Origin of the sequence: Streptomyces sp. NBC_00209 (genome assembly GCF_045206345.1) — a bacterium.
In the GTDB taxonomy this organism is placed as follows: domain Bacteria; phylum Actinomycetota; class Actinomycetes; order Streptomycetales; family Streptomycetaceae; genus Streptomyces.
Genome location: NZ_CP108121.1, coordinates 4,983,088 through 5,009,009, shown reverse-complemented (window position 1 = coordinate 5,009,009; position 25,922 = coordinate 4,983,088). Strand labels below are relative to the sequence as shown.

The 25,922-nt window shown below is 70.0% G+C and carries 19 protein-coding genes and 3 tRNA genes; 12 read left to right on the top strand and 10 right to left on the bottom strand.

Features of this window, described 5'->3' with window-relative positions:
- Positions 1-6: 6 nt before the first annotated feature.
- On the top strand, positions 7-813 hold the full coding sequence (locus tag OG867_RS22730) for a VOC family protein (RefSeq protein ID WP_406287939.1): 807 nt from the start codon (positions 7-9) through the stop codon (positions 811-813).
- 10 nt (positions 814-823) lie between these two features.
- Here OG867_RS22730 and OG867_RS22725 read toward each other — a convergent pair whose 3' ends face one another.
- Positions 824-2,098, bottom strand: coding sequence for an MFS transporter (locus OG867_RS22725; RefSeq protein WP_406291125.1), 1,275 nt, complete (start codon positions 2,096-2,098; stop codon positions 824-826).
- A 342-nt stretch (positions 2,099-2,440) separates the two neighbouring features.
- Here OG867_RS22725 and OG867_RS22720 point away from each other — a divergent pair, with 342 nt between their 5' ends.
- From OG867_RS22720 to OG867_RS22690, 7 genes are all read left to right on the top strand, one after another.
- Positions 2,441-2,980, top strand: coding sequence for a hypothetical protein (locus OG867_RS22720; RefSeq protein WP_406287937.1), 540 nt, complete (start codon positions 2,441-2,443; stop codon positions 2,978-2,980).
- A 10-nt stretch (positions 2,981-2,990) separates the two neighbouring features.
- The gene (locus OG867_RS22715) at positions 2,991-3,899 is read left to right on the top strand and encodes a hypothetical protein (RefSeq protein WP_406287935.1); all 909 of its coding nucleotides are present in this window, start codon (positions 2,991-2,993) and stop codon (positions 3,897-3,899) included.
- Between the two features lie 130 nt (positions 3,900-4,029).
- Positions 4,030-5,511 carry a peptidoglycan-binding protein gene (locus tag OG867_RS22710; protein ID WP_406287933.1) on the top strand — a complete coding sequence of 494 codons (1,482 nt, stop codon included), beginning with the start codon at positions 4,030-4,032 and terminating at the stop codon, positions 5,509-5,511.
- Positions 5,508-6,203, top strand: a complete 696-nt coding sequence (locus tag OG867_RS22705; RefSeq protein ID WP_406287931.1) for an ABC transporter ATP-binding protein — start codon at positions 5,508-5,510, stop codon at positions 6,201-6,203. The genes OG867_RS22710 and OG867_RS22705 overlap by 4 nt, the downstream gene beginning before the upstream one ends.
- 80 nt (positions 6,204-6,283) lie before the next feature.
- Positions 6,284-7,447, top strand: a complete 1,164-nt coding sequence (locus OG867_RS22700; RefSeq protein WP_406287929.1) for an ABC transporter permease — start codon at positions 6,284-6,286, stop codon at positions 7,445-7,447.
- A 155-nt stretch (positions 7,448-7,602) separates the two neighbouring features.
- Positions 7,603-12,033, top strand: coding sequence for a hypothetical protein (locus OG867_RS22695; protein ID WP_406287927.1), 4,431 nt, complete (start codon positions 7,603-7,605; stop codon positions 12,031-12,033).
- Positions 12,034-12,115: 82 nt separating this feature from the next.
- Entirely contained in the window at positions 12,116-12,937 is an 822-nt protein-coding gene (locus OG867_RS22690; RefSeq protein WP_406287925.1) for a hypothetical protein, read from the top strand.
- A 311-nt stretch (positions 12,938-13,248) separates the two neighbouring features.
- Here OG867_RS22690 and OG867_RS22685 read toward each other — a convergent pair whose 3' ends face one another.
- The 5 genes from OG867_RS22685 to OG867_RS22665 form a co-directional block, all read right to left on the bottom strand.
- Positions 13,249-13,656: a PIN domain nuclease gene (locus tag OG867_RS22685; protein ID WP_406287923.1), complete on the bottom strand. Its 408-nt coding sequence runs from the start codon at positions 13,654-13,656 to the stop codon at positions 13,249-13,251.
- Positions 13,653-13,886: a type II toxin-antitoxin system VapB family antitoxin gene (locus OG867_RS22680; protein ID WP_386324072.1), complete on the bottom strand. Its 234-nt coding sequence runs from the start codon at positions 13,884-13,886 to the stop codon at positions 13,653-13,655. Before OG867_RS22680 ends, OG867_RS22685 begins: the two co-directional genes overlap by 4 nt.
- Positions 13,887-14,072: 186 nt before the next feature.
- Positions 14,073-14,146: transfer RNA gene (locus OG867_RS22675), tRNA-Ile, on the bottom strand.
- 167 nt (positions 14,147-14,313) lie between these two features.
- Positions 14,314-14,386: transfer RNA gene (locus tag OG867_RS22670), tRNA-Asn, on the bottom strand.
- A 5-nt stretch (positions 14,387-14,391) separates the two neighbouring features.
- A tRNA-Asn gene (locus OG867_RS22665) sits at positions 14,392-14,464 on the bottom strand.
- A gap of 180 nt (positions 14,465-14,644) precedes the next feature.
- Between OG867_RS22665 and OG867_RS22660 the strand changes: the two genes are divergently transcribed.
- The 4 genes from OG867_RS22660 to OG867_RS22645 all read left to right on the top strand — a co-directional run bounded on the left by OG867_RS22660 (position 14,645) and on the right by OG867_RS22645 (position 20,265).
- The gene (locus tag OG867_RS22660; protein WP_328904313.1) at positions 14,645-14,950 is read left to right on the top strand and encodes a YtxH domain-containing protein; all 306 of its coding nucleotides are present in this window, start codon (positions 14,645-14,647) and stop codon (positions 14,948-14,950) included.
- Between the two features lie 69 nt (positions 14,951-15,019).
- Complete coding sequence (locus tag OG867_RS22655) at positions 15,020-16,465, top strand: FGGY family carbohydrate kinase (RefSeq protein ID WP_328900071.1); 1,446 nt, start codon at positions 15,020-15,022, stop codon at positions 16,463-16,465.
- A gap of 135 nt (positions 16,466-16,600) precedes the next feature.
- Positions 16,601-18,334: an ABC transporter ATP-binding protein gene (locus OG867_RS22650; protein ID WP_328900072.1), complete on the top strand. Its 1,734-nt coding sequence runs from the start codon at positions 16,601-16,603 to the stop codon at positions 18,332-18,334.
- On the top strand, positions 18,334-20,265 hold the full coding sequence (locus tag OG867_RS22645; protein WP_406287920.1) for an ABC transporter ATP-binding protein: 1,932 nt from the start codon (positions 18,334-18,336) through the stop codon (positions 20,263-20,265). The genes OG867_RS22650 and OG867_RS22645 overlap by 1 nt, the downstream gene beginning before the upstream one ends.
- 45 nt (positions 20,266-20,310) lie before the next feature.
- Here OG867_RS22645 and OG867_RS22640 read toward each other — a convergent pair whose 3' ends face one another.
- From OG867_RS22640 to OG867_RS22625, 4 genes are all read right to left on the bottom strand, one after another.
- Positions 20,311-21,357, bottom strand: a complete 1,047-nt coding sequence (locus OG867_RS22640) for an RNA polymerase sigma factor (RefSeq protein ID WP_406287917.1) — start codon at positions 21,355-21,357, stop codon at positions 20,311-20,313.
- A gap of 153 nt (positions 21,358-21,510) precedes the next feature.
- On the bottom strand, positions 21,511-23,418 hold the full coding sequence (dnaG, locus tag OG867_RS22635; protein ID WP_328900075.1) for a DNA primase: 1,908 nt from the start codon (positions 23,416-23,418) through the stop codon (positions 21,511-21,513).
- A gap of 106 nt (positions 23,419-23,524) precedes the next feature.
- Entirely contained in the window at positions 23,525-24,478 is a 954-nt protein-coding gene (locus tag OG867_RS22630) for an IS481 family transposase (RefSeq protein ID WP_406287915.1), read from the bottom strand.
- A gap of 121 nt (positions 24,479-24,599) precedes the next feature.
- Complete coding sequence (locus OG867_RS22625) at positions 24,600-25,859, bottom strand: NAD(P)/FAD-dependent oxidoreductase (protein WP_406287913.1); 1,260 nt, start codon at positions 25,857-25,859, stop codon at positions 24,600-24,602.
- Between the last annotated feature and the right edge of the window lie 63 nt (positions 25,860-25,922).

Below are 25,922 nucleotides of genomic sequence, written 5' to 3'. Positions count from 1 at the left end.
GAGGAGATGACCACGATGCCCGCAGAGATGAGCGAGGGCACACCGTGCTGGGCCGACGCGACGTTCACCGATCTGGAGGGCGCCAAACGCTTCTACGGTGAGCTGCTGGGCTGGACGTTCGGTGACTCGCTGCCGGAGTACGGCAATTACACCCAGGCCCATGTGGACGGCAAGGCGGTCGCCGCGCTGATGCCGCCGGGGCCCGGCGGGATGCCGACCGGCTGGTGCCTGTACCTGGCCTCGCCGGACGCGGCGGCCACCGCGTCGAAGATCCGCGCCAACGGCGGCACCGTCCTGGTGGAGCCCATGCGGGTGGGCGACTTCGGCACGATGGTGCTGGCCGCCGACCCGGGCGGAGTGACCTTCGGCGTCTGGCAGCCCGGCAGCCACCAGGGCTTCGAGGCCGGCATGGTCCCCGGCGCCTTCACCTGGGCCGAGGTCTTCACCCGCGCCCCGGAGAAGGCGGACGCCTTCTTCCCGGCGGTCTTCGGGTACGGCGTGCAGCGCATGGTGGACGACGGGGCCGACTTCACGCTCTACGACCTGGGCGCCGACCCGGTCCTGGGCCGCATGAGGATGACGGAGGACTTCCCGCCGGAGGTCCCGGCGTACATCAACGTGTACTTCTCGGTGGACGACTGCGACGCGGCGGTGGAGAAGGCGAAGTCGCTGGGCGCGACGCTGCGGTTCGGCCCGATGACCATCCCGTTCGGCAGGTTCGCCGCGCTCACGGACCCGCAGGGCGCGCCGTTCTCGGTGTTCGACAGCGGTACGACGGCCGGCGAGATGCCGAAGCTGGAGCGGGAGTCGTAGGTCCGTCCCCTTACGCCTCGGGGTCGCGCGCGTCGTACCGGGCGAATGCGGGCCACCGCAGGGCGAGCAGCCCCACGGCGACGGCACACGCGATCCCGCCCCCGGTCACGGCGAGACCGGGGGATGTCAGGTCGGCGACGGACCCGGCGACGAAGTCCCCCAGCCGGGGCCCGCCGGCCACGACCACGATGAAGACGCCCTGGAGCCGGCCGCGCAGCTCGTCCGGCACGGCCGCCTGGAGCATGGTGTTGCGGAAGACCATGGACGTGGTGTCGGCGGCCCCGGCGAGCGCCAGGAACAGGATCCCCAGCCAGAGCTGCCGGGTGAGCCCGAAGACGGCGACGGCGGCGCCCCAGCAGGCGACGGCGACCAGGACCGCGAGGCCGTGCCGCCGGACGCTCCCGAGCCACCCGGAGAACACCCCGCCGAGGAGCGCCCCCAGCGCCGGTGCGGCGACGAGCAGTCCGGTGGTCTTCGCGTCACCCCCGTACCAGAGGACGGCGACGACGGGGAAGAGCGCGCGGGGCTGGGCGAGCACCATGGCGCACAGGTCGCTGAGGAACGTCATCCGCAGATTGGGCCGGGTCCCGAGGAACCGCAGCCCGTCCAGCACGGAGGCCCGCTTCCGGTCCGCCGAGCCGTCGCGCTCGGGCAGCATGGCGGGCAGCCGCCACATCGCGTAGAGGGAGGCCGTGAAGGTGACGGCGTCCACCCCGTACGCGGCGCGGTAGCCCCACCAGCCGACGATGAGGCCGCCGAGCATGGGCCCGACGAGCGTGCCGGTGGTGCTGGTCATCGAGTTCAGCGCGTTGGCGGCGGGCAGCTGCTCGGCCGGCAGCAACCGGGCGATCATCGAGGTGCGGGCGGGCGAGTTGAGCGCGAAGCAGACGGCCTGGAGCGCGACGACCCCGTACAGCACCCCCACCTGCTCGACCCCGGCCACGGTCACCCCGACGAGCGCCACCGACAGCAGGAACGAGCCGAACGCGCTGACCAGCCCCAGCTTCCGCCGGTCCACGGTGTCCGCGACGGCACCGCCGTACAGCCCGAACACCACGAGCGGCACCAGCGAACACGCCCCGATGAGCCCCACGGAGAACGCCGACCCGGTCAGGTCGTACACCTGCAACGACACCGCGAGCGCGGTCATCCCCTGCCCGATCCAGGACACGGTGTTCCCGAACCAGAGCCGCCGGTAGTCGAGCGAGGTCCGCAAGGGGGTCAGATCGGCGAATATCCGCCTCCGGGCGGCCGGCTCTGCGGCGCCCTCGGCGGATTCGGTCAGGGATTCGGTCACGCGGAATGGTATCGGCCGGAGGCGCGCCGGGGTCCGAGGGGTCGGGCACCACCTACACGGCTGGGGGGTCCCGCGTCGGGCGTTCACGTGAAAGAAATGAATTCGTGACCGTCGACAAGGTCACAGAATGTCCACTTCCGGGAGAAGTGATGATGATCTAATGATCTTGTCGACGCGCCGCCAGGGAGGGGAAAGCTGCATGGCGCTTCGGGCCCCCGGCGTGCCCGGGCCGGCCGCAGCACGGCGTTCACGCGGTCAACGACGCAGCTTCTGCGAAAGCGCGGCGCTCTTTCTGTTTCCCCTCAATATTTTTTCGCATTGAGGATAGTCATGAGCATGAAGAAGTTCGGGACCGCCGGACGGCGGATCTCGGTGCTGTTCGCAGCAATAGTGTCGATGCTCCTCTTCGTCCCGGCGCAGCCGTCGATGGCCGACACGACCACCAACGTGAGCGACAACTGCGACACGTACAACAGCGGTTGCTCCTACGGTGACCTCGACATCCACTACAACACCATCGCGTACGACGGGTACTACTCCGCGATCGCGAGCTTCTACGGAAACGTCTACAGCTACGCGGGCAAGGACGTCAGCCCCAACGGCGCCGTGGTCATCCACTACAAGTACGTCTTCGGCAAGAACGTCAACGGCGTCAAGGCTTCGGGCACGGGCGCCGCGGTGAAGAACCAGGGTGGCTCGGTCGAGAACTGCGCCCCCGCGGACTCGTACCGCGTCTACTACAACTCCGGTTACGCCGGCAGCTCCCAGTACTTCCAGAGCACTTACGGCGGCCTGTACTGCCAGGGCGCCAAGTACGTCGACCTGAACAGCACGCTGCACAACAACAACGCTTCGCAGCACTTCGCATAAGGTCAGGCCGTTGCCGAACAAGATATACGCCGCGGTGGCATTCATCGCCCTGGCCGCGACAGCGACAGCGTGCGGCGGCGAGGAGCCGAAAGGCCCTTCTGCCGCCGGTACGAATGCCACCGCGGGGCCGGCGCTGGCCACCACGCCGCAGAGTGGACTGCTCAAGGGCAAATCGCTGCCGCTTGAGGACTACATGCAGACCTACCAGCAGACGGTGACCATCACCAGAGCCGTAGGGGTCCTGGAGACCGCGTGCATGGCGGAGTACGGGTTCGACTTCCAGCCGCCGGAGGCCGGGCGGACCCCACCGCCCAACGACAACGACGCGAACATCGAGCGCCGTTACGGCATCACCGACCGGAAGACCGCCGAGAAGCACGGATACGGTCTGGCGGAAGAGGGCGCGCAGACCCGCACCGAAATGCCGCCGCTCACCGCCTCCGCCGCACTCGTGCTGTCGGGCAGTTCCAGCCGGACCGACAAGGCCACCTCGCACTCCTACCAGGGAAAACAGATCCCGGAAGGCGGTTGCGCCGGGCAGTCGGTACGGAAGGTCGGGGCCGACGACATCGACATGTCACTGGCGAGCAGGCTCGCCTACGACAGTCTCGCCAGGTCACAGGAGTCCGCCAAGGTCCGGGCCGCGCTCGGCACCTGGTCGACGTGCATGAAGGGGAAGGGCTACGACGTCGGCACCCCCTTCGACGCCGCGGACCTCGGAACTGCGAAACGCTCCAGCGTGTCCCTCGCCCTCGCGGACATCGACTGCAAGAAGGAGACCGGTCTCGTCGGGATCTGGTTCGCCGAGGACACAGCCATCCAGAAGGCGCAGATCGAGGAACACCATCTGGAACTGGAAGAGGCCAGGAAGAACAACGAAGACGCTGTGAAAGCAGCGGAAAAGGCCCTCCGCAACTGAATCACCCCTGTTGCCCGGGAGGCGGACGGCGTTCCTTCACGGATTCGCCTCCCGGCAGCGGCTCATTCACCGCTCGGTCAACAAAGCGGTCGGCCTCTCCCCAGAAACTCCGGAACAGAAAGAGCCTCCCATGGTGTCAAAGGAGAAGGCGGCCGAGCCCTCGGTCCTGACGTCCCGGCGCAGGCGGGCCGGTGGCGTCGCCGTCGGCGCGGCGGTCCTGTCGGTGCTCAGTTTCGGTGTCGGCCAGCTGATCAAGTCACCGGCCCAGGCGATCGCGGACTCCTCCGCTCCGGCTCCCTCCGTGCTGACCGCTCCCGTCGAGTACCGGGTGCTTGAGGCGTCCGTCATGCTGCGCGGCACCGTCACGGCCGGGCAGTCGGTCGATGTGACGCCGATGGGCGGCGGATCCGGCGCGGCCTCCGCCGTCATCACGAAGCAGCCGGTCGAGGCCGGCCGGACGATCCGCCCGGGCCAACTGCTGCTGGAGGTCTCGGGGCGTCCGGTCTTCGCGCTCCAGGGAAAGGTGCCGGCCTACCGGGACCTCAAGCCCGGAGCGGACGGTGCCGATGTCGCGCAACTCCAGTCGGCGCTCCGGCAGATGGGGTACACGCCCGGCAGCGACCGGAAGGGCTACTTCGGTCCCGGTACGAAGACGGCTCTCGCGGCGTTCTACAAGAGCCTCGGCTACGACCCCCTGAGCGCGGAGCCCGAGGGCGAGTCAGGGGTCACGCAGGCCAGGGAAGCCGTCCTGACCGCACAGCGGGTACTGGAGGACGCCCAGGACGCCGCGGCGACCGAGGGCAGCGGCCGGACCGGCACCGCGCACGGGACGCCCCAGGCGGGCCCCCGGGCCTCCGGATCGCCCTCCGCCTCGGACGGAGGCACGTCGTCGAGGGATCTCCGGAAGCAGGTGGAGCGGGCGCGGGAGGACCTCGCCAAGGCCCGCGAGCGACTGGCGCAGGCCGAAGAGGTCGCGGGCCCCATGCTGCCGGTCTCCGAAGTGGTGTTCCTGTCCAGCTTCCCGGCGCGCGTGGCCGGTGTCGACACCAAGGTCGGATCCGCGGTCACGGGCAAGGCGCTGACGCTGTCAGCGGGGGCCCTGACGGTGCGGGGCTACCTCCAGGCGTACGAGAAGGGCCTCGTGCACCCCGGACAGCGCGTCGAGATCTTCTCGGAGCTCACGGGGCAGTCCGCCGTCGCGGCCGTCTCCTCGGTGTCCGACGAGGTGGCGAGCAAGCAGACCGTCACCCCGGAGGACGGCTCCGAGCGCCCCGCCGCCGGTGGGGAGGGATTCCTGATGGTGGTCAAGCCCCTGAAGTCGCTTCCGGGGTCCATGGCCGACCAGGACGTGCGTCTCACCGTCCGGGCCGCCACGACGAAGGGCAAGGCCCTGGTGGTACCCGTCTCCGCCATCTCGGCGGGCGCGGACGGCCGTACCGTCGTGACCGTCCGTTCCGCGAGTGGCGCACAGCACCGCGTCACCGTGACCACGGGCACCTCGGGCGACGGCTACGTCGAGGTCCGTCCGCAGAGCCCGGACCAGCTGCACAAGGGTGACCAGGTCCTCACCGGAGTCCGGCGCACCTACGACACGACCGGGACCGCGAAGTGAGGACGGCGGACGCCCCGGCGGTCATCGAACTCCGCCGGTGCGCCCTCACCTACCCGGGGCCGCCTCCGGTGACCGCGCTGGCCCCGTGCGAACTGGCCATCGGCGCAGGGGAGTTCGTCACCGTCGTCGGACCCTCCGGCGCGGGGAAGTCCACGCTGCTCAATGTGCTCGGCCTGCTCGACTCCCCCACCTCGGGGCACTACCTGCTGGACGGGATCGACACCGGGGCGCTCTCCGACGCGCAGGCCACGGCACTGCGCGGCCGGCGCATCGGGTTCGTGTTCCAGTCCTTCCACCTGCTGCCCTACCGGACGGCGAGCGAGAACGTGGCCCTCGCCCTCACGTACGGCGGAGTCCCCCGCAAGGGACGGGCGGAGCTGGCGCGGCACGCGTTGCGGCAGGTCGGCCTCGGCAACCGCATGGACGCGCTGCCGACCACGCTCTCCGGCGGAGAGCGTCAGCGCGTGGCCATCGCCCGCGCCCTGGTCGGACGTCCGTCGCTGCTGCTGTGCGACGAGCCCACCGGAAACCTGGACTCCGCCACCGCGGAATCGGTCCTGCGGCTCCTGGAGGAGCTGCACCGGGACGGCATGACCGTCATCGTCATCACGCACGACGCCGCCGTGGCGGCGCGCGGGCAGCGCACGCTCACCCTTCGGGACGGCGTCATGAGCGAACAGGCTCGCCCGTGAACCTTCTTCCACGCCTTCGGCGGCGCCCGCCGACGGTACTTCCCTCGCGCCTCTCGGTACGTGATCTCCTGGCCGAGGCCATGTCGGGGATGCTGCAACGCCCTGCCCGCTCGGCCCTCACCTCGCTCGGGACCGTGCTCGGCGTCGGCACCTTCGTCGCGATTCTGGGCCTGACCTCGACGGCGTCGTCGCAGATCGACGAACACTTCAACGCCCTTACCGCGACCGAGATCAGCGTGCAGGACCTCGCGCACGAGTCCAACCCGTTCGTGGACCTGGGCTTCCCGAGCGACGCCGAATCCCGGGCCGAGCGGCTGAACGGTGTGCGGCACGCCGGCGTCTACTGGCCGGTCGACCTGGGCGCCGAGACGCAGGTGCGGTCCTCACCGGTGCGCGGCGGTACCGCCGGCGGCCGGGTCCAGGTCACGGCCGCCTCGTCCGGTGTGCTCGCGGCAGCAGGACCGACACTCGCGGAGGGCACCGCGTTCAACGAGTGGCACGACAGGACCCGGCAGCACGTCGCCGTCGTCGGCGCGGGCATCGCGTCCCAGCTCGGCATCACCACTCTGGAGACGCATCCGGCCCTGTTCATCGGCGACAAGGCGTTCACCGTGGTCGGCATCCTGGACGCCGTGGAGCGCAGACCCGAGCTGCTGCTGTCCGTCATCGTCCCGCGCTCCACCGCCCAGGAGGTCTGGGGTCCGCCGAAGGCCAACGCCTCCATGCTGATCTCCACCGGGCTGGGAGCGGCACCACAGGTCGCCACACAGTTGGCCACCGCTCTCGACCCGGCGCACGCCGACTACTTCAAGGTCGTGTCTCCCCCGGACCCGAAAGCCCTGCGCGGTGAGGTCGGGGGCGACCTGGACCAGCTCTTCCTCCTGCTGGCCGCGATCTGCCTCTTCATCGGCACCGTGGGCATCGCCAACACCACGTTGGTGGCCGTGCTGGAACGTACCGGGGAAATCGGGCTGCGCCGGGCGCTGGGCGCACGCGGGCGCCACATCACCAGTCAGTTCCTGGCCGAGTCCGGCACCCTGGGAGCCCTGGGCGGCCTGGTCGGCACCTCGCTGGGGACGGTCACCGTGGTCCTGGTCGCCCTGGCCAAGGAGTGGACCCCCGTCCTGTCCCCCACCGTCGTGATCACCGCTCCCCTCATCGGCCTGGCTGCCGGGCTCCTCGCCGGCCTGTACCCGGCGTGGCGCGCCAGTCGCATTCAACCCGTCGAGGCCCTGCGGCGCTGACCGCCTGTCCGTCCGCTCGCTTCGGGCTGTGCGGACGCTTCGGGCTGCCCGGAGTCTCGATGTCCTGTGCCGGCGAGCACCCTCTCGTCATCCACCGGAAAGAGAAGAGGAAACACGTCATCGTGCGTGCGAAACAGAGAAGATACGCGGTGGTGATGGCCGCGGCGACAGCGATGCTCGCCTCGTCGCTGTCCGCCGCCGCGCAGGCCCAGGGGCCGAAGGTCCCCGACGGGGCGATACAGGGTGGCGAGAGTCTGCCGAGCACCACCCACAGGCCGCGCGAGGTCGGCAAGGCCGACCGTGCCGAGGTCCTGGGTGACTCCTACGCCTCGTCCAAGGACGTGGCCCTGTCCACCTCCGGCGACGGCACGGGCTTCCATGTCCTGGCCGGCAAGGAGAAGGACGGCTACGCGTTCACCACCGTGGCCACCCTCCGCGAGGACGGGTTCGACTCGGACACCTGGATCGGCAACACCTGTGTCACCGGATCCGGGAAGTACGCGGCTGTCGCCTACGCACCCCGGACCTTCACCAACGACCCCGAGCTGATGGTGCGCGGTGCGTTCACCGCTGTCGTCGAGCTGGGCAGCGGCAAGGTCACCAAGCTGCCGTTCACGGCGTCGCTGGCGTACTTCTCCCCGGGATGCGGCACCGGGGACGACGTGGTGTTCACCCAGCTGAGCCACGACGGGGACCAGGAGCAGCGGACCCGGCTGATCACCGTGGACGCGGTGAGCGGCGAGCAGTCCGCACCGGTCGCCTTCCCGGGGCAGGTCACCTCGGCCGTCCCGACCCGGCACGGCATCGTGGCCGGTCACGGGAACAAGCTCGTCCGCATCAACGGGCGTAAGGAGACCGTCCTCGCCACGACGAAGCACGTGCCGTTCCAGGTCGCGGCCGACAGCGGCGACGGTGTGACCTTCATCGACCGGGAAGCCGACACCAGGAAGACGAACGCGAAGTCCTGGGCGAAGCACCTGGACGGCACGCAGGTCAAGGGCGCCGGGGCCACGCCGAAGACGGTGGCCGAAGGAAAGCTTGCCGACTGGGACCTGTCCGCCACCCCCGGTGGCACGGTGTTCCTCACGGGCAGGGCCAAGAGCAGGGGCGCCCTCCCCGGCGCGGTGAAGAACCCGGGGCACCTCGCCAAGGGCGCCCGCATGTCGAGCCTCGGCCACACGGGCGTCTCCACGTCGTGGGCGGACGGCAAGACCAGCATGATCACGCCCGACGAGGCCCAGCAGGCCCGCGACGCGCGCATCGCCCTGGATGTCGTCGCCACCGGCAAGCACACCGAACTGGACGCCGTCCCCCAGCTGTCGGCGCAACGGGCAGCGGCCGGAGCCGAGCCCTCCCCGGCGCTCGGCGCACCGACCGGGAAGAAGCCGTCGGCCGGTGCCGGTAGCGAGGGCATGTCCACGCAGACGCTGCGCACCCAGACGCTGGCGGCGTCGCCGACCGGGCCCAGCGAGGGCACCGACGAGCGCTACTGCGCGGTGGCCCGCAACGACGTACGCAAGCAGGCGTTCCAGCCGACCCCGCGCCAGGTGGAATGGGCGGTGGACCAGGCCGTCGTCGGTGAACTGCACGTCGCCCGGCCGGCGAACTGGAAGAACACCGGCATGGACGCCTACACCCCGCAGGGGCTGTTCCCGCCGATCACCCTGGCCGGTGACCCCAACGCCACCCTCGACAACGAGGACCCGGAGGTCACCGACCGCTGGCACATACCCTCGCAGGTGATGCTCGGCGTCACCGCGCAGGAATCCAACATGTGGCAGGCGACCCGCTTCGCCGTCCCGGGCGTCACCGCCAACAGCCTCATCGGCAACTACTACGGCACCCAGTACACCGCCGACGGCGACCAGGCCGACCCCTGGCGCATCAACTTCTCCGAGGCGGACTGCGGTTACGGCATCACCCAGGCGACCGACGGCATGCGGCTCGCCGGCAAGACCAAGGAGCACGAGACCGCGCTGCCGCCGGCCACGCAGGAGGCGGTCGCTCTGGACTACGCCGCGAACATCGCGTACGGCGTGACCATCCTCTCCCGCAAGTGGAACGACCTCCACGGCCAGGAGATGAAGGTCAACGACGGCCACCCGCAGTGGATCGAGAACTGGTTCTTCGCCCTGTGGGCGTACAACTCGGGCTTCTACCCGGCCGCCGACTCCGGTGGGCACAAGGGGCTCGGCTGGACCAACAACCCGGCCAACCCGCTGTGGAAGGCCAACCGGGTTCCCTTCCTCCAGCACGCCGTCGACCCGCACCTGGACGACTACTCCCACGCCGCGCACCCGCAGGACTGGCCGTACGAGGAGAAGGTGCTCGGCTGGGCCGCGCGTCCGATCTCCGCGATGTTCGGCCCCGGCGACTTCAAGCCCGGCTACCTGGCCGCCTGGTGGAACAGCGACCTCCAGCGTGCGGCCGTGAAGCCGCCGCTGGACACCTTCTGCGACGCGTCCAACTCCTGCGATCCGTCGAAGATCACCGACGGCGACTCCAACGACCCCGGCATGGGCGCCTGCTCGCTGGACGCCGGTGACAGCGACACCAACCCCCACTGGCTGCACTGCTGGTGGGACAAGTCGGCCGAGTGGAAGGACTGCGACAAACAGGCCGAGTGCGGCCACCAGGTGCACCGGTTCAACACCAGCTACCCGGAGCAGCCCGACGCCGCCTCCTACCCGCCGCAGTGCGGTACCGGCCTGCCGTCGAACGCACTGGTGGTGGACGACATCCCTGACGGCACCACGCCGGCGGGCTCGACCTCTCGTGGCTGCGGACCCGCGAAGTCGGACGGCACCTTCACGCTCAGGTACCAGGGTTCCGACATCATCGACTCGGACACCGGGCAGACCGTCACCACGTACCCCGGCAAGATCGACACCCACCAGATCGGCGCGGGCTACGGCAACCACTTCTGGTTCACCCACACCCGCTCGGCCGAGTCGTACCCGCCGCCGGGCGACCGGATGAAGGTGACCGGTACCTGGAAGCTGGGCAAGGAGATCACCGACTACAGCGGCCAGGCCAAGGTCTATGCCTTCATCCCCGACCACGGGGCGCAGACGTCCAAGGCCGAGTACCGCATCAAGCACTCCGCCGGTGAGACGGTGAAGGCGATCGACCAGAGCTCCAACCAGTCCAACAAGTGGGTGGATCTCGGCGCGTACTTCTTCAACGGCGTCACCCCCGAGGTCAGCCTGCACAACTTCAACGGCGGTGACGGGTCCGCGGACATCGCCTTCGACGCCCTCGCGTTCGTGCCCGGCGACTACTCCGGCATCCCCGGGGACCTGACCTTCGGCGACCCGGACATCACGGCCCCGGACCCGGCCCCGGTCGAACCGCCCCAGAGCATCTCGGGCGACTACTTCAGTGTGCTTCCCACCGTCTCCGGTCTCTCCGGCGCCGCGCGCTCCGCGACCGGTCCGGAGGGGCTGCACCTGTCGTCCACGCCGGCGACGGCCCTCAAGTCCGCGAAGGCGTCGAGCGGTTCGGCGTCCACCCTGTCCGCTCTGAGCTGCTCCATCGGTACGAGGTCCCTGGACTACACCCGCACCGACGCGTGCCTCGGGGACGACCTGCAATTCAAGGGGACCACGACCGGCACGCCGAAGGCGAGCTTCGACCTCCGGCACGAGTTCAAGCTCGACCCGGACAGCGACACCTTCACCCAGACCGTGTCGGTCAAACTGACGTCGATCTCCATTCCCTCACTGACCCTGGACATCGACTTCGGCTGCCGTGGCTACTGCGAGAAGCAGACTCCGGTGTGGAGCGGTTCGCCCACCTTCGTCGCGGGTGACCTCCACACGGCCACGGTCACTCAGAAGATCAAGTGGAACAACACCACTGCCGACGAGGGCCGGATCAGCCCCTACCTGACGGTCAAGGGAACCGCGGGCGGTGACACCAGCAACCCGATGACGGCGGAGAAGTCGGAGCTGGACGTCCGGTGCGACCGTGACGTGAAGACCACTCCGGGCTGCGTGTTCAGCGCGTACAAGCCGACGTACGTCATGAACGAGAAGAAGTTCCCGGCGGCGGCCGCGCACGCCTGGCTGATCCAGAACAAGCTGCCCGGCCACTACGGGCTGCGGGGCAACAACCCGTTGACCTTCCTGACCGACGACGTCCTCGTGCCGGATCCGCCGACGAGCGACAAGAGCATCGTCGCCCACAACCGCGACGTGATCTGCCCGAAGGCGTGGGAGCGCAACAAACTGGCGACGATGTCACCCGAGCTCGGCGCCAACGACGTGCCCAGCTGCGACGAGTTCCCCTTCGCGGCGAGCTGGCAGAGCGCCGCGATCCCGAAGGACTGGGACGGGAAGAACCTGAAGGAGGTCTCTTCCGGCGAGGAATGCCTGAACACGATCGCCATCCGCGGCACGGACGGACGGTGGAGGCTCCAGCCCGACCCGCGGTCCCACGTGCCGACCTGGACCGAGCCGTGCGGACGTTCCAGCATGTCGAACAACCAGAACACCCAGTCCATGAGCTACATGCCGGGCTGGCGCAAGCAGAACCGAGTCCTCGAAGGGGACGACTACTGGCTCGAAGCCAAGCGCCCCTCGTGACCGCGTGACCCGAACCGAAGCAGGGGCCCGGCCGCCATGGCCGGGCCCCTGTGGCGTACGAGGCCAGGCTAGGGTTCCAGCCATGAACGACGGAATCGCCTGGCTGGACGACGAACTGGGCCGGGACGGCTATTCCCTCACCCTGGTGAAGGGTGTCACCCCCGAGACCCTCGCGGTGCACCTGGGCGCGCGGCCCGGCACGCTCCTCGATCCGGACTCCACCCCGGGAGTCCTGGAGTTCTTCCACGGAGCAGGGTCCTCGAAGCTGCCGGACTGGGCGGTGGTGGGCGCGGCGGCGGGCGGCTGGTCGTTCGCCCTGGAGACACCCGAGGCAGGTCACCGCGACGACCGGCTGGCCCCCGGCAGGGACCTCAGGGCCCGCCACACGGTCGTGGAGATCCTGGACACCACCATGGACCCCCCGGTCGTCACGGTGACCGTGGACGGCGAGACCGAGTGGATGATGCGGGAGTACGGCACGGGCGACCTCGACCATCCGGTGAGCCGGCGCCTTGTCGCGGAGGCCGGCTTCCTCGCCTACCCCCACGGCGTCTTCGGGGACGACGCGTCCGAGGACACCGGGATATCGGACGTCTACCGCATCCTGGGCGACCACTACGGCCTGTCCCTGCCCCGGGCCGCCGTGACGCGGAACCGCCTGCCTCACGTCTTCACGGAGCCCAGGACGCTCCTCCACACGGACGCCCGCTGCCCGGCCTGCGGCGAGACCCGGATGCTCCCCTACGGCGACGGTACGGAGGAGCCCCGGCTGGTCTGCGTCTACTACAGGGTCCGCGACGTCCCGGGTTACCCGCCGCAGGGGTGCCCGGGCGAGGTCACGGATGTGGTGCGCGGGGAACCCAACCCGAAGTACGGGAACCTGCGCCTTCCCGGCGCCCCGTAACCGGACCGACGGCGCCCGCGCGCGGCGGCGCGCACGGATCGAGGGCGGCCCCTGGGCGAACAACGGACGGTAGTCTGCCGAGCGCATCTGCGGCTCAGCCGCCACGAAAAGCGCACCTTCCCGTTGCGAGGGGAACACCTGAGCTCACGGGTGCCTGAACCTGGACGGCAACATGTCACGCTTGGTGACGGCAGCGGCCTGCGTCCCCGTGAGCAGAGACACGCTGATGCCCTGGTTCGCGAACGGGCCGGACATCCTTCCGCCTCGGGATGGCATTCGCCGGAGCCGGGATCGCGGCCGTGGGCGAAGAGTCAGGCGCGTACGTCTCGTTGCTGTACTTCCTTCAGGACCGCCCCCACCGCGGCGAAGTCGTTGTCCACGTGAAGCACCGTGTGACCGTGATGGACCGCCGTCGCGCACACCAGGAGGTCGATGGCTCCGGCGGCACGATGCTGCCCTCGCTGGGTGAGCTTGTACTGCGCGGTGTCGACCCAGCGCCACGCACTCTTGGGAACCGGGGCGAGATGGCAGAGGTCGTCGATCTCTTCGGCCAACTCGTCCCGATGAGCAGGGCTTGTGGCCGAGAAGAGGAACTCCGCCCTCGTGGGCTCGCAGACGTGGAACACCCCCGCGGCGATGTGTCCCTCCCAGGGACGCAACGCCCCCGGCGTACGGAAGAGGTGCCAGAGGGCGGACGTGTCAAGGAGGTATGTGATCACTCGAAGGCGGCCTGTCGGGCCTGCTTGGCCGCTGCATGCGCCGCAGCCGCAGCCTCGAACTCGCCCCGCTCACCCCTCGCGGCCAACTTCTCAGCGGCCTCCAGCCGCTTGATGCGCGCCACGTAGTCCCTCAGAGCCCCGTTGACCGTCTCCTTCTTCGTCGAGACACCCATGAGCCGCATCGCCTCAGCCAGCGCCTCGTCATCGAGATCGACCTGCGTCACAGACATATCAGCCACCCCTCACCCCGAGTCCATGATGTACATAGAAACGATACATCACCAACATCTGCGGGCGGTGCGGGCGGCAGATCGCCGAACTTGACATAGAGGGGGCCCGCCCGGCTCAGTACCGCACCGTGTGCGGCGAGTACCGCACAAAACCGCATCTTCGCAGGTCAGATCGATTCTGCTGGGTGGGGCGGGTGGGACTCGAACCCACGGCCGACGGATTATGAGTCCGCTGCTCTAACCGGCTGAGCTACCGCCCCGTCTCGGCGTGGCGCGTACAAGTGTGCGCACCGTCTGCCGCAGCATAGCCGGTCATACGATCTCCCGCTGCGGCTGCCCGGCTCCTGATGACCATGAAGACGGCGCTGCTCGCCGACCGGTTCCGGGCATACGAAAAAGGACCCCGAAGGGGGTCCTCTTCCGATCGCTCCCCCGACTGGACTCGAACCAGTAACCCTCCGGTTAACAGCCGAATGCTCTGCCAATTGAGCTACAGGGGATCGCGCTCCCCCGACTGGACTCGAACCAGTAACCTGCCGGTTAACAGCCGGCTGCTCTGCCAATTGAGCTACAGGGGATTGCTGCGGTGCCTCGAACGAACCTGCCTGGCGGATGCCGGGCGGCGCGCGCTCGCTGCGACACATACATTAGCGCAAGCAGGGGGGTGCTTTGCCAATCGGTATCGGCCGGGGTGATCTCGGGCGTCTGCGGGTAGGCGGGCAGCACACGTCGCACGGAGCGAAGGAAGGGTGGCAGCCATGCGGTACCGGCTCACGTTCATCGCCGGAGTGGCCCTCGGTTACGTGCTCGGCACGCGGGCCGGGCGCGAGCGTTACGAGCAGCTGAAGAAGTCCGCGCGCCAGTTCGCCCAGAACCCGGCCGTGCGCAACACCTGCGAGACCGCGGCCCAGAGCGGCCGGGAGTTCGCGGGCAAGGCGTACCACGCCGTGGGCGAGAAGGTCGGCGACAAGGTGCCGGCGTCCGTGACGGACCGGGTGCGGTCCTTCCGGGGGCGCGGGACCGGGAACGGCGTGGAGGACGACTGGGGGACCACCAACACCTAGCCGGCCCCTCCGCCGCTTCTGCCGCACCACCGGTACGGGAAACCTCCGGGGGTGCGGCAGAATCTGTGTATGGGCATAGTCGCCGGCTTGGACAGTTCTTCCGCGTTCACACACATCGTGGTCTGCGATACGGACACGGGCGCCGTACTGCGCGAGGGGTACGCCCCGCACCCCGTCGAGGCCAAGGCCACCGAGGCCGACCCGCAGGCGTGGCTGCTCTCCCTGGGGGAGGCCGCCACCGGCGGGCTGCTCGAAGGGGTGCAGGCCATCGGCGTCTCCGCGCAGCAGCACGGGCTCGTCCCCCTGGACCACCAGGGCAACCTCGTACGCCCGGCGCTGCTCGGCAACGACAAGCGGGCGCAGGCCGCCGCGGCCGATCTGATCGACGGGCTGGGCGGGCGGCAGGCGTGGGCCGAGGCGGTCGGCGCGGTGCCGCAGTCCGCGCAGCCGGTGGCGAAGCTGCGCTGGCTGGCGCGGTCCGAGCCGGAGCAGGCGCAGCGGGTGGCGGCGGTGCTCCAGCCGCACGACTGGCTGGTGTGGCAGCTGCTCGGGCGGCCGGCCCGGCGGACCACCGACCGGGGTGCCGCGTCCGGCACGGGCTACTGGTCGGCGGGGACGGAGTCCTACCGGCCGGACCTGGTGGAGCTGGCGCTCGGGCACCAGGCCGTGCTGCCGGAGGTGCTCGGTCCGTCCGACGCCGCCGGGATGACGCCGGAGGGGCTGCTGATCTCCGCGGGGACCGGCGAGACCATGGCGGCGGCCTTCGGCCTGGGCGTGGGCGTCGGGGACGCGGTCGTGTCGCTGGGGGCCTCGGGCTCCGTGATGGCCGTGCACCACGAGGCGCTGGCCGATCCGACCGGGATGATCACGTCGTTCGCCGACGCCACGGGCATGCACCTGCCGGTGGTCCACACGTCGAACGCCGTACGCGCGCTGCGCGGGACCGCCGAGATGCTGGACGTGGAGGGTCTTGAGGCCCTGTCCGCGCTGGCGCTGAAGTCGACGCCCGGCTCCTCGGGGCTCGTACTCCTGCCGTATCTGGAGGGTGAGCGCACCCCGCAACTGCCGCACACCGCCGGGACGCTGAGCGGGCTGCGGCGGGAGTCGATGAAGCCGGAGCACCTGGCGCGGGCCTCGTTCGAGGGGATGCTCTGCTCGCTCGCGGACGCGCTCGACGTGCTGCGCGGCCGGGGCGTGGAGGTGCGGCGGGTGTTCCTGCTGGGCGCGGCGGCCGAGCTGCCCGCGGTGCAGCAGCTGGCACCCGCGCTGCTCGGGACACAGGTGGTCGTACCGCAGCCCGCCCAGTACGCGGCGCTGGGCGCGGCCCGGCAGGCGGCGTGGGCGCTCGGGGTCTCGCAGGGGGCGCTCGACGGGCGCACTCCCCCGGCCTGGCAGGGTGCTGCGGCGCAGGTGCTGGAGCCCGGCGAGGAGCTGGCCGTGGGGCAGGCGGTGCGCCAGCAGTACATCGCGACGCGGGACCAGATTCACCCGGGAGCGTTCGACCCGGCACAGTGAGTGCGGAGGGACCGCGAAATTATGGACCGGGTCCGTTTTTTGACCTGGACTTGAATAAAAACGTTCGCGGTCCCGGTGAGCGGTGCCGGAAGATGGGTCGGCTCCCCCGACCTACGCCGACTCCGAGAGACACGCGTGCTCATAAAACTCCTGCGGGCCTATCTCGGTCCGTACAAGAAACCGATCGCGGTGCTGGTCGTCTTCCAGCTGCTGCAGACCTGCGCCACGCTCTACCTGCCGACCCTCAACGCCGACATCATCGACAACGGTGTCGTGACGGGGGACACGGGCTACATCCTCCAGTACGGCGGCGTGATGATCGTCGTCAGCATCGCCCAGGTGGTCTGCAACATCGGGGCCGTCTACATCGGCGCCCGCACCGCGTCCGCGCTCGGGCGGGACGTGCGGGCGTCCGTCTTCGACCGGGTGCAGTCCTTCTCCTCGCGCGAGGTCGGGCGGTTCGGCGCCCCGTCGCTCATCACCCGTACGACCAATGACGTCCAGCAGATACAGATGCTGGTCCTGATGACGTTCACGCTGATGGTGTCGGCGCCGATCATGTGTGTCGGCGGCATCATCATGGCGCTGGGCCAGGACGTGCCGCTCTCGGCGGTGCTGCTCGCGGTGGTGCCGGTCCTCGGGATCTCGGTCAGCCTGATCGTGCGGAAGATGCGCCCGCTGTTCCGGCAGATGCAGAAGCGGCTCGACACGGTGAACCGGGTGCTGCGCGAGCAGATCACCGGCAACCGCGTCATCCGCGCGTTCGTGCGCGACGGCTACGAGGAGGGGCGCTTCCGGGGTGCCAACACCGAGCTGACGGACGTGGCGCTGTCGACGGGCCGGCTGATGGCCCTGATGTTCCCGACGGTGATGACCGTCGTGAACGTGTCGTCCATCGCGGTGGTCTGGTTCGGTGCGCACCGCATCGACAGCGGCGGGATGGAGATCGGCGCGCTGACCGCGTTCCTCGCCTATCTGATGCAGATCGTCATGTCGGTGATGATGGCGACCTTCATGTTCATGATGGTGCCGCGCGCCGAGGTGTGCGCCGAGCGCATCCAGGAGGTCCTGGAGACGGAGTCCAGCGTCGTCCCGCCGGTCGAGCCGGTGCGCGAGTTGCAGGCCCACGGGCACCTGGAGGTGCGCGGCGCGGACTTCCGCTACCCGGGCGCCGAGGAGCCGGTGCTGCGGGCGGTGGAGCTGGTGGCGCGGCCGGGCGAGACGACCGCGATCATCGGGTCGACGGGCAGCGGGAAGTCGACGCTGCTCGGGCTCGTACCCCGGCTGTTCGACGTGACGGACGGCCAGGTGCTGGTCGACGGGACCGATGTGCGGACGCTGGACCCGGTGCTGCTGGCGAAGACGGTGAGCCTGGTCCCGCAGAAGCCGTACCTCTTCTCGGGGACGGTCGCGACGAACCTGCGGTACGGGAATCCGGACGCGACCGACGAGGAGCTGTGGCACGCGCTGGAGGTGGCCCAGGCGAAGGAGTTCGTGGAAGCCCTGGAGCACGGGCTCGACGCGCCGATCGCGCAGGGCGGCACCAACGTCTCCGGCGGTCAGCGCCAGCGGCTCTCGATCGCGCGGACGCTGGTGCAGCGCCCGGAGATCTACCTCTTCGACGACTCGTTCTCGGCGCTGGACTACGCGACCGACGCGGCGCTGCGGGCGGCGCTCGGGCGGGAGACCGCCGAGGCGACCGTGGTGATCGTGGCGCAGCGGGTCTCCACCATCCGGGAGGCCGACCGGATCATCGTGCTGGACGAGGGGCGGGTCGTCGGGACCGGTACCCATCACGAGCTGATGGACGGCAATGACACATACCGGGAGATCGTGCTCTCCCAGCTGACGGAAGCGGAGGCCGCGTAATGGCCGGGCCTGGCGGACGCATGATGGCGGGCGGGGCGCCGACCGAGCGGTCCATGGACTTCAAGGGGTCCTCGAAGCGGCTGCTGAAGCGCTTCGCCGTCGCGAAGAACACCCTGTACATGATGCTGGTCGCGGTCGCGTTCAGCGTCGGGCTCTCCGTGGTCGGACCGAAGATCCTCGGCAAGGCGACCGACCTGGTCTTCGCCGGAGTCGTCGGCCGGTCCATGGACGCGGGGACGACCAAGGAACAGGCCGTCGAGGGCCTGCGCAGGAGCAACAGCGGCCTGGCCGACATGCTGTCCGGGGTGGACTTCACGCCGGGGCAGGGCATCGACTTCGGCGCGGTCGGCGACATCCTGCTGATGGCGCTCGCGGTGTACGTCGGCGCGGGGCTGCTGATGCTGGTGTCGACGCGTCTGTCGATCCGGATCATCAACCGGGTCGTGTTCCAGCTCCGTGAGGACATCCAGACGAAGCTGTCGCGGCTGCCGCTCTCGTACTTCGACCGCGCCAAGCGCGGCGAGGTGCTGAGCCGGGCGACGAACGATATCGACAACATCGCGCAGACGATGCAGCAGACGATGGGCCAGCTCATCAACTCCCTGCTGACGATCGTCGGCGTGCTGGTGATGATGTTCTGGATCTCGCCGCTGCTGGCGCTGGTCGCGCTGGTGACCGTGCCGCTGTCGGTGGTCGTGGCGACGAAGGTCGGCAAGCGCTCGCAGCCGCAGTTCGTGCAGCAGTGGAAGGTGACGGGCAAGCTCAACGCCCACATCGAGGAGATGTACACCGGCCACACCCTGGTGAAGGTCTTCGGCCGGCAGCAGGAGTCCGCGAAGGACTTCGCCGAGCAGAACGACGCGCTGTACGAGGCCGGGTTCAAGGCGCAGTTCAACAGCGGGATCATGCAGCCGCTGATGATGTTCGTGTCGAACCTGAACTACGTGCTGATCGCCGTGGTCGGCGGGCTCCGGGTCGCGTCCGGCTCGCTGTCGATCGGTGATGTGCAGGCGTTCATCCAGTACTCGCGGCAGTTCTCGATGCCGCTGACCCAGGTCGCCTCGATGGCCAACCTGGTGCAGTCCGGTGTCGCCTCGGCGGAGCGGATCTTCGAGCTGCTGGACGCCGAGGAGCAGGAGGCCGACCCGGCGAAGGGCGAGGGCGAGCACCCCGGCATCCTGCGCGGCAGCGTCGCGCTGGAGCACGTGTCGTTCCGCTACGACCCGGAGAAGCCGCTCATCGAGGACCTGTCGCTGAACGTCGAACCGGGTCACACGGTCGCGATCGTCGGCCCGACGGGCGCCGGCAAGACGACGCTGGTCAACCTGCTGATGCGGTTCTACGAGGTGACGGGCGGCCGGATCACGCTGGACGGCGTGGACATCGCGAGGATGTCCCGGGCGGACCTGCGTTCGGGCATCGGCATGGTCCTCCAGGACACCTGGCTGTTCGGCGGGACCATCGCGGAGAACATCGCCTACGGGGCCTCCGGCGACGTCGGCCGGGAGCGCATCGAGGAGGCTGCGCGGGCGGCCCACGCCGACCGCTTCATCCGGACCCTGCCGGACGGTTACGACACGGTGATCGACGACGAGGGCTCCGGGGTCAGCGCGGGCGAGAAGCAGCTGATCACGATCGCCCGGGCGTTCCTGTCCGACCCGGTGATACTCGTGCTGGACGAGGCGACCAGCTCCGTCGACACCCGGACCGAGGTGCTGATCCAGAAGGCGATGGCGGGCCTGGCGCACGGCCGTACGAGCTTCGTGATCGCGCACCGGCTCTCCACCATCCGGGACGCCGACGTCATCCTGGTCATGGAGAACGGCTCGATCGTGGAGCAGGGCACGCACGACGAACTGCTGGACGCGAAGGGCGCCTACGCCCGGCTGTACGCGGCGCAGTTCGCCCAGGCGGTCGCCGAGGTCGACTGACCGCCGGATTCCGCGGCTGCCCCGGTCGTACGCGCGTGCGCGTAGTCAGTCGAGGTAGCCGCGGAGCTGGTCGGCGGAGGCGTGGTCGCGCAGTCTGCTGAGGGTCCTGGACTCGATCTGGCGTATGCGTTCGCGCGTCACGCCGAAGATGCGGCCGATCTCCTCCAGGGTGCGGGGCCGCCCGTCGACCAGCCCGTAGCGCAGCTGGACCACCTTGCGTTCGCGCTCGCCCAGGGTGGAGAGCACCGCTTCCAGGTGCTGGCGCAGCAGCAGGAAGGCGGCCGACTCCACGGGGGACGCGGCGTCCCCGTCCTCGATGAGGTCGCCGAGCGAGACGTCCTCCTCCTCGCCGACCGGGGCGTGCAGCGAGACGGGTTCCTGGGCCAGGCGCAGGATCTCGCCGACCCGTTCGGGCGTCAGGTCGAGGTGGGCGGCGACCTCCTCGGGGGTGGGCTCGTAGCCGCGTTCCTGGAGCATGCGGCGCTGGACCCGGACGACGCGGTTGATCAGCTCCACGACGTGGACCGGGACCCTTATGGTCCGGGCCTGGTCGGCGAGGGCGCGGGACATGGCCTGCCGTATCCACCAGGTCGCGTACGTCGAGAACTTGTAGCCGCGCGCGTAGTCGAACTTCTCGACGGCGCGGATCAGCCCGAGGTTCCCCTCCTGGACGAGGTCGAGCATGGTCAGGCCGCGGCCCACGTAGCGCTTGGCGACGGAGACGACGAGGCGCAGGTTGGCCTCGATGAGGCGGCGCTTGGCCATGCGGCCCATGACGACGAGCCGGTCCAGGTCGACGGCCAGGCGGGTGTCGGGGTCCGGGGTGCGGGCGAGGCGTTCCTCGGCGAACAGGCCGGCCTCGATGCACCGGGCGAGCTCCACCTCGTCGGCGGCGGTGAGCAGCGGGATGCGCCCGATCTCGCGCAGGTACTGGCGGAACAGGTCCGAGGTGGGCCCGGCGGCCTCCGGTCTCCCGCGCGGCTCCGGGGGCTCGTCCGGCTCCTCCATGACCCCCTCGGGGTGGTGCGCCGCCCTGGCCTGTACGGGGACGGCCGGGGCGCGCTCGGCTTCGGTGACGGTCCGGGTCTGCACGGGGGCGACCTCCAGGTGATCGCTGCCGGACCGCGGGACGGGGCCGCGCTCCGATGACTCAGGGCACCGCCATCCAGTGTGGGGTACGACACACAGCCGCCACGAGGGGCGTGCGGTGACTTTCTGAGTCCGGTCCGTGACGGCCGGGTGATGTCAGAGTGCGTTGGCGCCGTGGTTGCGCAGGGTCTGGGCGTACTGCTGGAGGACCCAGACCTCGTTCTGCGCGGCGGCCAGGTGGTCGGGGGCCACGTTGCTGCCGAGGCGGGCCAGGCTGCTCTGGACGTCGTTGATCCGGCGGTCGACGGCACGCAGCCGGACCTTGACCAGGTGTTCCCCGGCGTAGGTCTCGTCGATGGACTTGCCGTGGAAGACCTCGACCGCGAGCTCGGTGACCAGCTTGCGGACGGATTCGTTGGGGGTGGCGTCGAGCACCCGGACGAGATACTCGCGGCTGTCGGCGAGGCCCTGCTCGGCGCCGCCCGCCTCCTCGACGCACTGGCGCACGGCGGCGTAGGGCGGTGCGGTGAACTCGTCGGACCCGTAGGCGTCGAAGGCGGGCGCGACCAGCTCGGGGCGTTGGAGGGCGAGCTTGAGCAGTTCGCGCTCGGTGCGGTGGGCGGGGCTGCGGAGGTTGAGCGCGGGGCCCGAGGCCAGGGGCGGGGCCTGGACCTGCTGGTGGCGGGCGCCGCCCCGGGCGGCGGGGGCGGGTCCGCGCCGGTCGCCGCCCCGGCCGCGGGCCCACTGGGCGAGCTGGTTGATCCGGTGGACGACGTACTCCTGGTCCAGGATGCCGACGAAGCCGGCCAGCTGGACGGCGACCTCGCGCTGGACGCTGCCCGTCTTGATCTTGGCGACGACGGGGGCGGCCTCGTCCAGCGCGGCGGCGCGGCCGGCCGGGGTCTCCAGGTCGTAGCGCCCGACGATCTGGCGCAGCGCGAACTCGAAGAGCGGGGTGCGCGGTTCGACCAGGTCGCGGACGGCGTCGTCACCCTTGGCCAGGCGCAGGTCGCACGGGTCCATGTTGTCCGGGGCGATGGCGATGTACGTCTCGGCGGCGAACTTCTGGTCGTCCTCGAAGGCGCGCAGGGCGGCCTTCTGACCGGCCGCGTCGCCGTCGAAGGTGAAGATCACGCGGGCGCTGCCGTTGTCCATGAGGAGGCGGCGGAGGATCTTGATGTGGTCGCCGCCGAAGGCGGTGCCGCAGGTGGCGATGGCGGTGGTGACCCCGGCGAGGTGGCAGGCCATCACGTCGGTGTAGCCCTCGACCACGACGGCCCGGCTGGACTTGGCGATGTCCTTCTTGGCCAGGTCGATGCCGTACAGCACCTGGGACTTCTTGTAGATCGGGGTCTCGGGGGTGTTGAGGTACTTCGGGCCGTTGTCGTCGTCGCGGAGCTTGCGGGCGCCGAAGCCGACGACATCCCCGGCGGTGTCGCGGATGGGCCACATCAGGCGGCCCCGGAAACGGTCGATGGGACCGCGCCTGCCGTCCTGGGAGATGCCGGAGGTGATCAGCTCCTTGTCGCTGAAGCCCTTGCCGCGCAGGAAGCGGGTGAGGTGGTCCCAGCCGGCCGGGCTGTAGCCGACGCCGAAGTGGGCGGCGGCGGCCTGGTCGAAGCCCCGGTCCGCGAGGAACGTGCGGCCGATCTCGGCCTCGGGGCCGTTCAGCTGGTCCACGTAGAACTGGGCGGCCACCTTGTGCGCCTCGACCAGCCGGATCCGCTCGCCGCGCTGGTGGGAGGGGTTGTAGCCGCCCTCCTCGTAGCGCAGGGTGATGCCGGCCTTGGCGGCCAGCCGCTCGACCACTTCCGCGAAGGTCAGGTGGTCGATCTTCTGCACGAAGGCGATCGTGTCGCCGCCCTCCTGGCAGCCGAAGCAGTGGAAGAGACCCTTGCTCGGACTGACCTGGAAGGACGGGGACTTCTCGTCGTGGAAGGGGCAGAGGCCCTTGAGGTTGCCTCCGCCCGCGTTGCGCAGCTGGAGGTACTCGGAAACGACGGCGTCGATCGGGACCGCGTCCCGTACCGCCTTCACGTCGTCGTCATTGATCCTGCCTGCCACGCGTTGAAGTCTACGGGTGGGCTCGGACAGGAACGGTCCGGGCAGGGGTCGGGCCCGGACCGGCGCGGAGGCGGGAGCCATGTCCCGCGCGCCGGCCCGGGGCGGCCTAGATGTACTGACCCGTGAGGTTAGGGACGCGGCTGGCGGGTGGTTGGCCCTTGAGCGCGGTGTGTCCGCGGTGGTGATTGTAGGTGTGGAGCCATTGTGGGAACGCGTCGCGGCGTTCTTGTTCTGATCGGTAGGGGCGTGCGTAGGCCCATTCGTCGAGCAGGGTGCGGTTGAGGCGTTCGACCTTGCCGTTGGTCTGGGGGCGGTAGGGGCGGGTGCGTTTGTGGGCGATCCCGGCCGCTGCGAGCGTGTCGCGCCAGGTGTGGGACTTGTAGCAGGAGCCGTTGTCGGTCAGGACGCGTTCGACGGTGATGCCTGCGCTGGTGAAGTAGGCGTGGGCGCGGGTCCAGAAGGCGGTGGCGGTTTCCTTCTTCTCGTCGGTGAGGATCTCGCTGTAGGCGAGGCGGGAGTGGTCGTCGACGGCGGTGTGGATGTAGCTGTAGCCGGCGTTCGAGCGGGTCTTGCGGCCGGCCTGGCGGCCCAGGGCCTTGTGGCCTCCGCCGTCGGGGATGTTGCCGAGCTTCTTGATGTCGACGTGTACGAGTTCGCCGGGGCGGTCGCGTTCGTAGCGGCGTATGACGTGTCCGGTGGCGCGGTCGAGGTGGGTGAGGCGGGCCAGGCCGAAGCGGACCAGCACGCGGTGGACGGTGGAGGGGACCAGGCCCAGCAGGTGGGCGATGCGGGCCGGTCCCCACCGGCGCAGGAGTCGGACCTTGATGATCCGGCGTTCGGTGCGGGTCGGGGTCCGTCGTGGGCTGTGGTGGGGGCGGGAGGAGCGGTCGGTCATGCCGGCCTCGCCGAGGTCCCGGTAGCGGCTCGCCCATCGTTGGGCGGTGGTGGGTGAGACCTGGAAGCGCTCGGCCGCCCGCCGCAGGGGCCAGCCGTCCTCGACGACGCAGTGGGCCAGACGCAGGCGGCCGGTCTCGGTCAGGGGTGCATTACGGTGGGGCACGAGGGCCTTTCTGGTCGGTGCAGATGTCGCAATCCACACCGAACCCGGAAGGCCCTCACCCGTTCAAGATCCCTCAGCCGAGATATGGCTCACCCGTCCACAACCTCCTCGGACAGAACACCTAGACCAGGGTTTCCAGGGGCACCGAGGGGTCTGCAAGGGCGTCCGGGTCGACGGGCCGGCCGGCCCGGATCAGCTTCTGGATGTGCTCCGTGACGTCCCACACGTTGACGTTCATCCCGGCCAGTACGGTGCGGTCCCTCAGCCAGAACGCGATGAACCGGCGCTTGCCCGCGTCGCCCCGGATGACCACCTGGTCGTAGCTGCCGGGCGGGGCCCAGCCGGAGTACTCCAGGCCCAGGTCGTACTGGTCGGAGAAGAAGTAGGGCACCCGGTCGTAGGCGACGTCCTGGCCGAGCATGGCGCGGGCCGCGGCCGGGCCGCCGTTCAGCGCGTTGGCCCAGTGCTCGACCCGCAGCCGGGTCCCGAGCAGCGGATGGGCGGCGTTCGCCACGTCGCCGGCGGCGTAGATGTGCGGGTCGCTGGTGCGCAGCGAGGCGTCGACGGCGATGCCGCCGCCCTCCTCGCGCGGGGCGATCTCCAGACCGGCCGCCTCGGCGAGCGCGGTGCGGGGGGCGGCGCCGATGGCGGCGAGGACGTCGTGGGCGAGGTGCTCCTCGCCGTCGTCGGTGCGCACCGCGAGGACCATGCCGTCCTGGCCGACGATCTCGGTGAGCCGGCCGCCGAAGTGGAAGCGGACGCCGTGGTCGCTGTGGAGCTCGGTGAAGATCTGGCCGACCTCCGGCCCGACGACCCGGAGCAGCGGGGTCGCCTCCGGTTCGACCACGGTGACCTCGGCGCCGTAGCCGCGGGCGGCGGCCGCGACCTCCAGGCCGATCCAGCCGGCTCCGGCGATGACCAGGTGGCCGTTGTCGCGGCCGAGGGCGGCGAGGACGTTGCGCAGCCGGTCGGCGTGGGCGAGGCGGCGCAGGTGGTGGACGCCGGCCAGGTCGGTGCCGGGGACGTCGAGGCGGCGGGGTTCGGCGCCGGTGGCGAGCAGCAGCTTGTCGTAGTGGATGACGGTGCCGTCGCCCGTCTCCACGGTGCGCGCCTCGCGGTCCAGACCGGTGACGGACTGGCCGAGGTGGAGCTCGATCTCGGCGCCCGCGTACCAGGCGGTCTCGTGGACGAAGACGCTGTCGCGGTCCTCCTTCCCGGTCAGGTACCCCTTGGACAGCGGCGGGCGTTCGTACGGATGGTCGCGCTCGTCGCCGATCAGGATGACCCGGCCGCTGAATCCCTCCGACCGGAGCGTCTGGGCTGCCTTCGCCCCGGCCAGCCCTCCGCCGACGATGACGAACGTCCGATGTGCGTCGACCACGTGATGCCTCCTCGGTGCTTGCTGCGCGGCGCCAACTGCGAGCGTCCCGCACGCAGCGTAGTG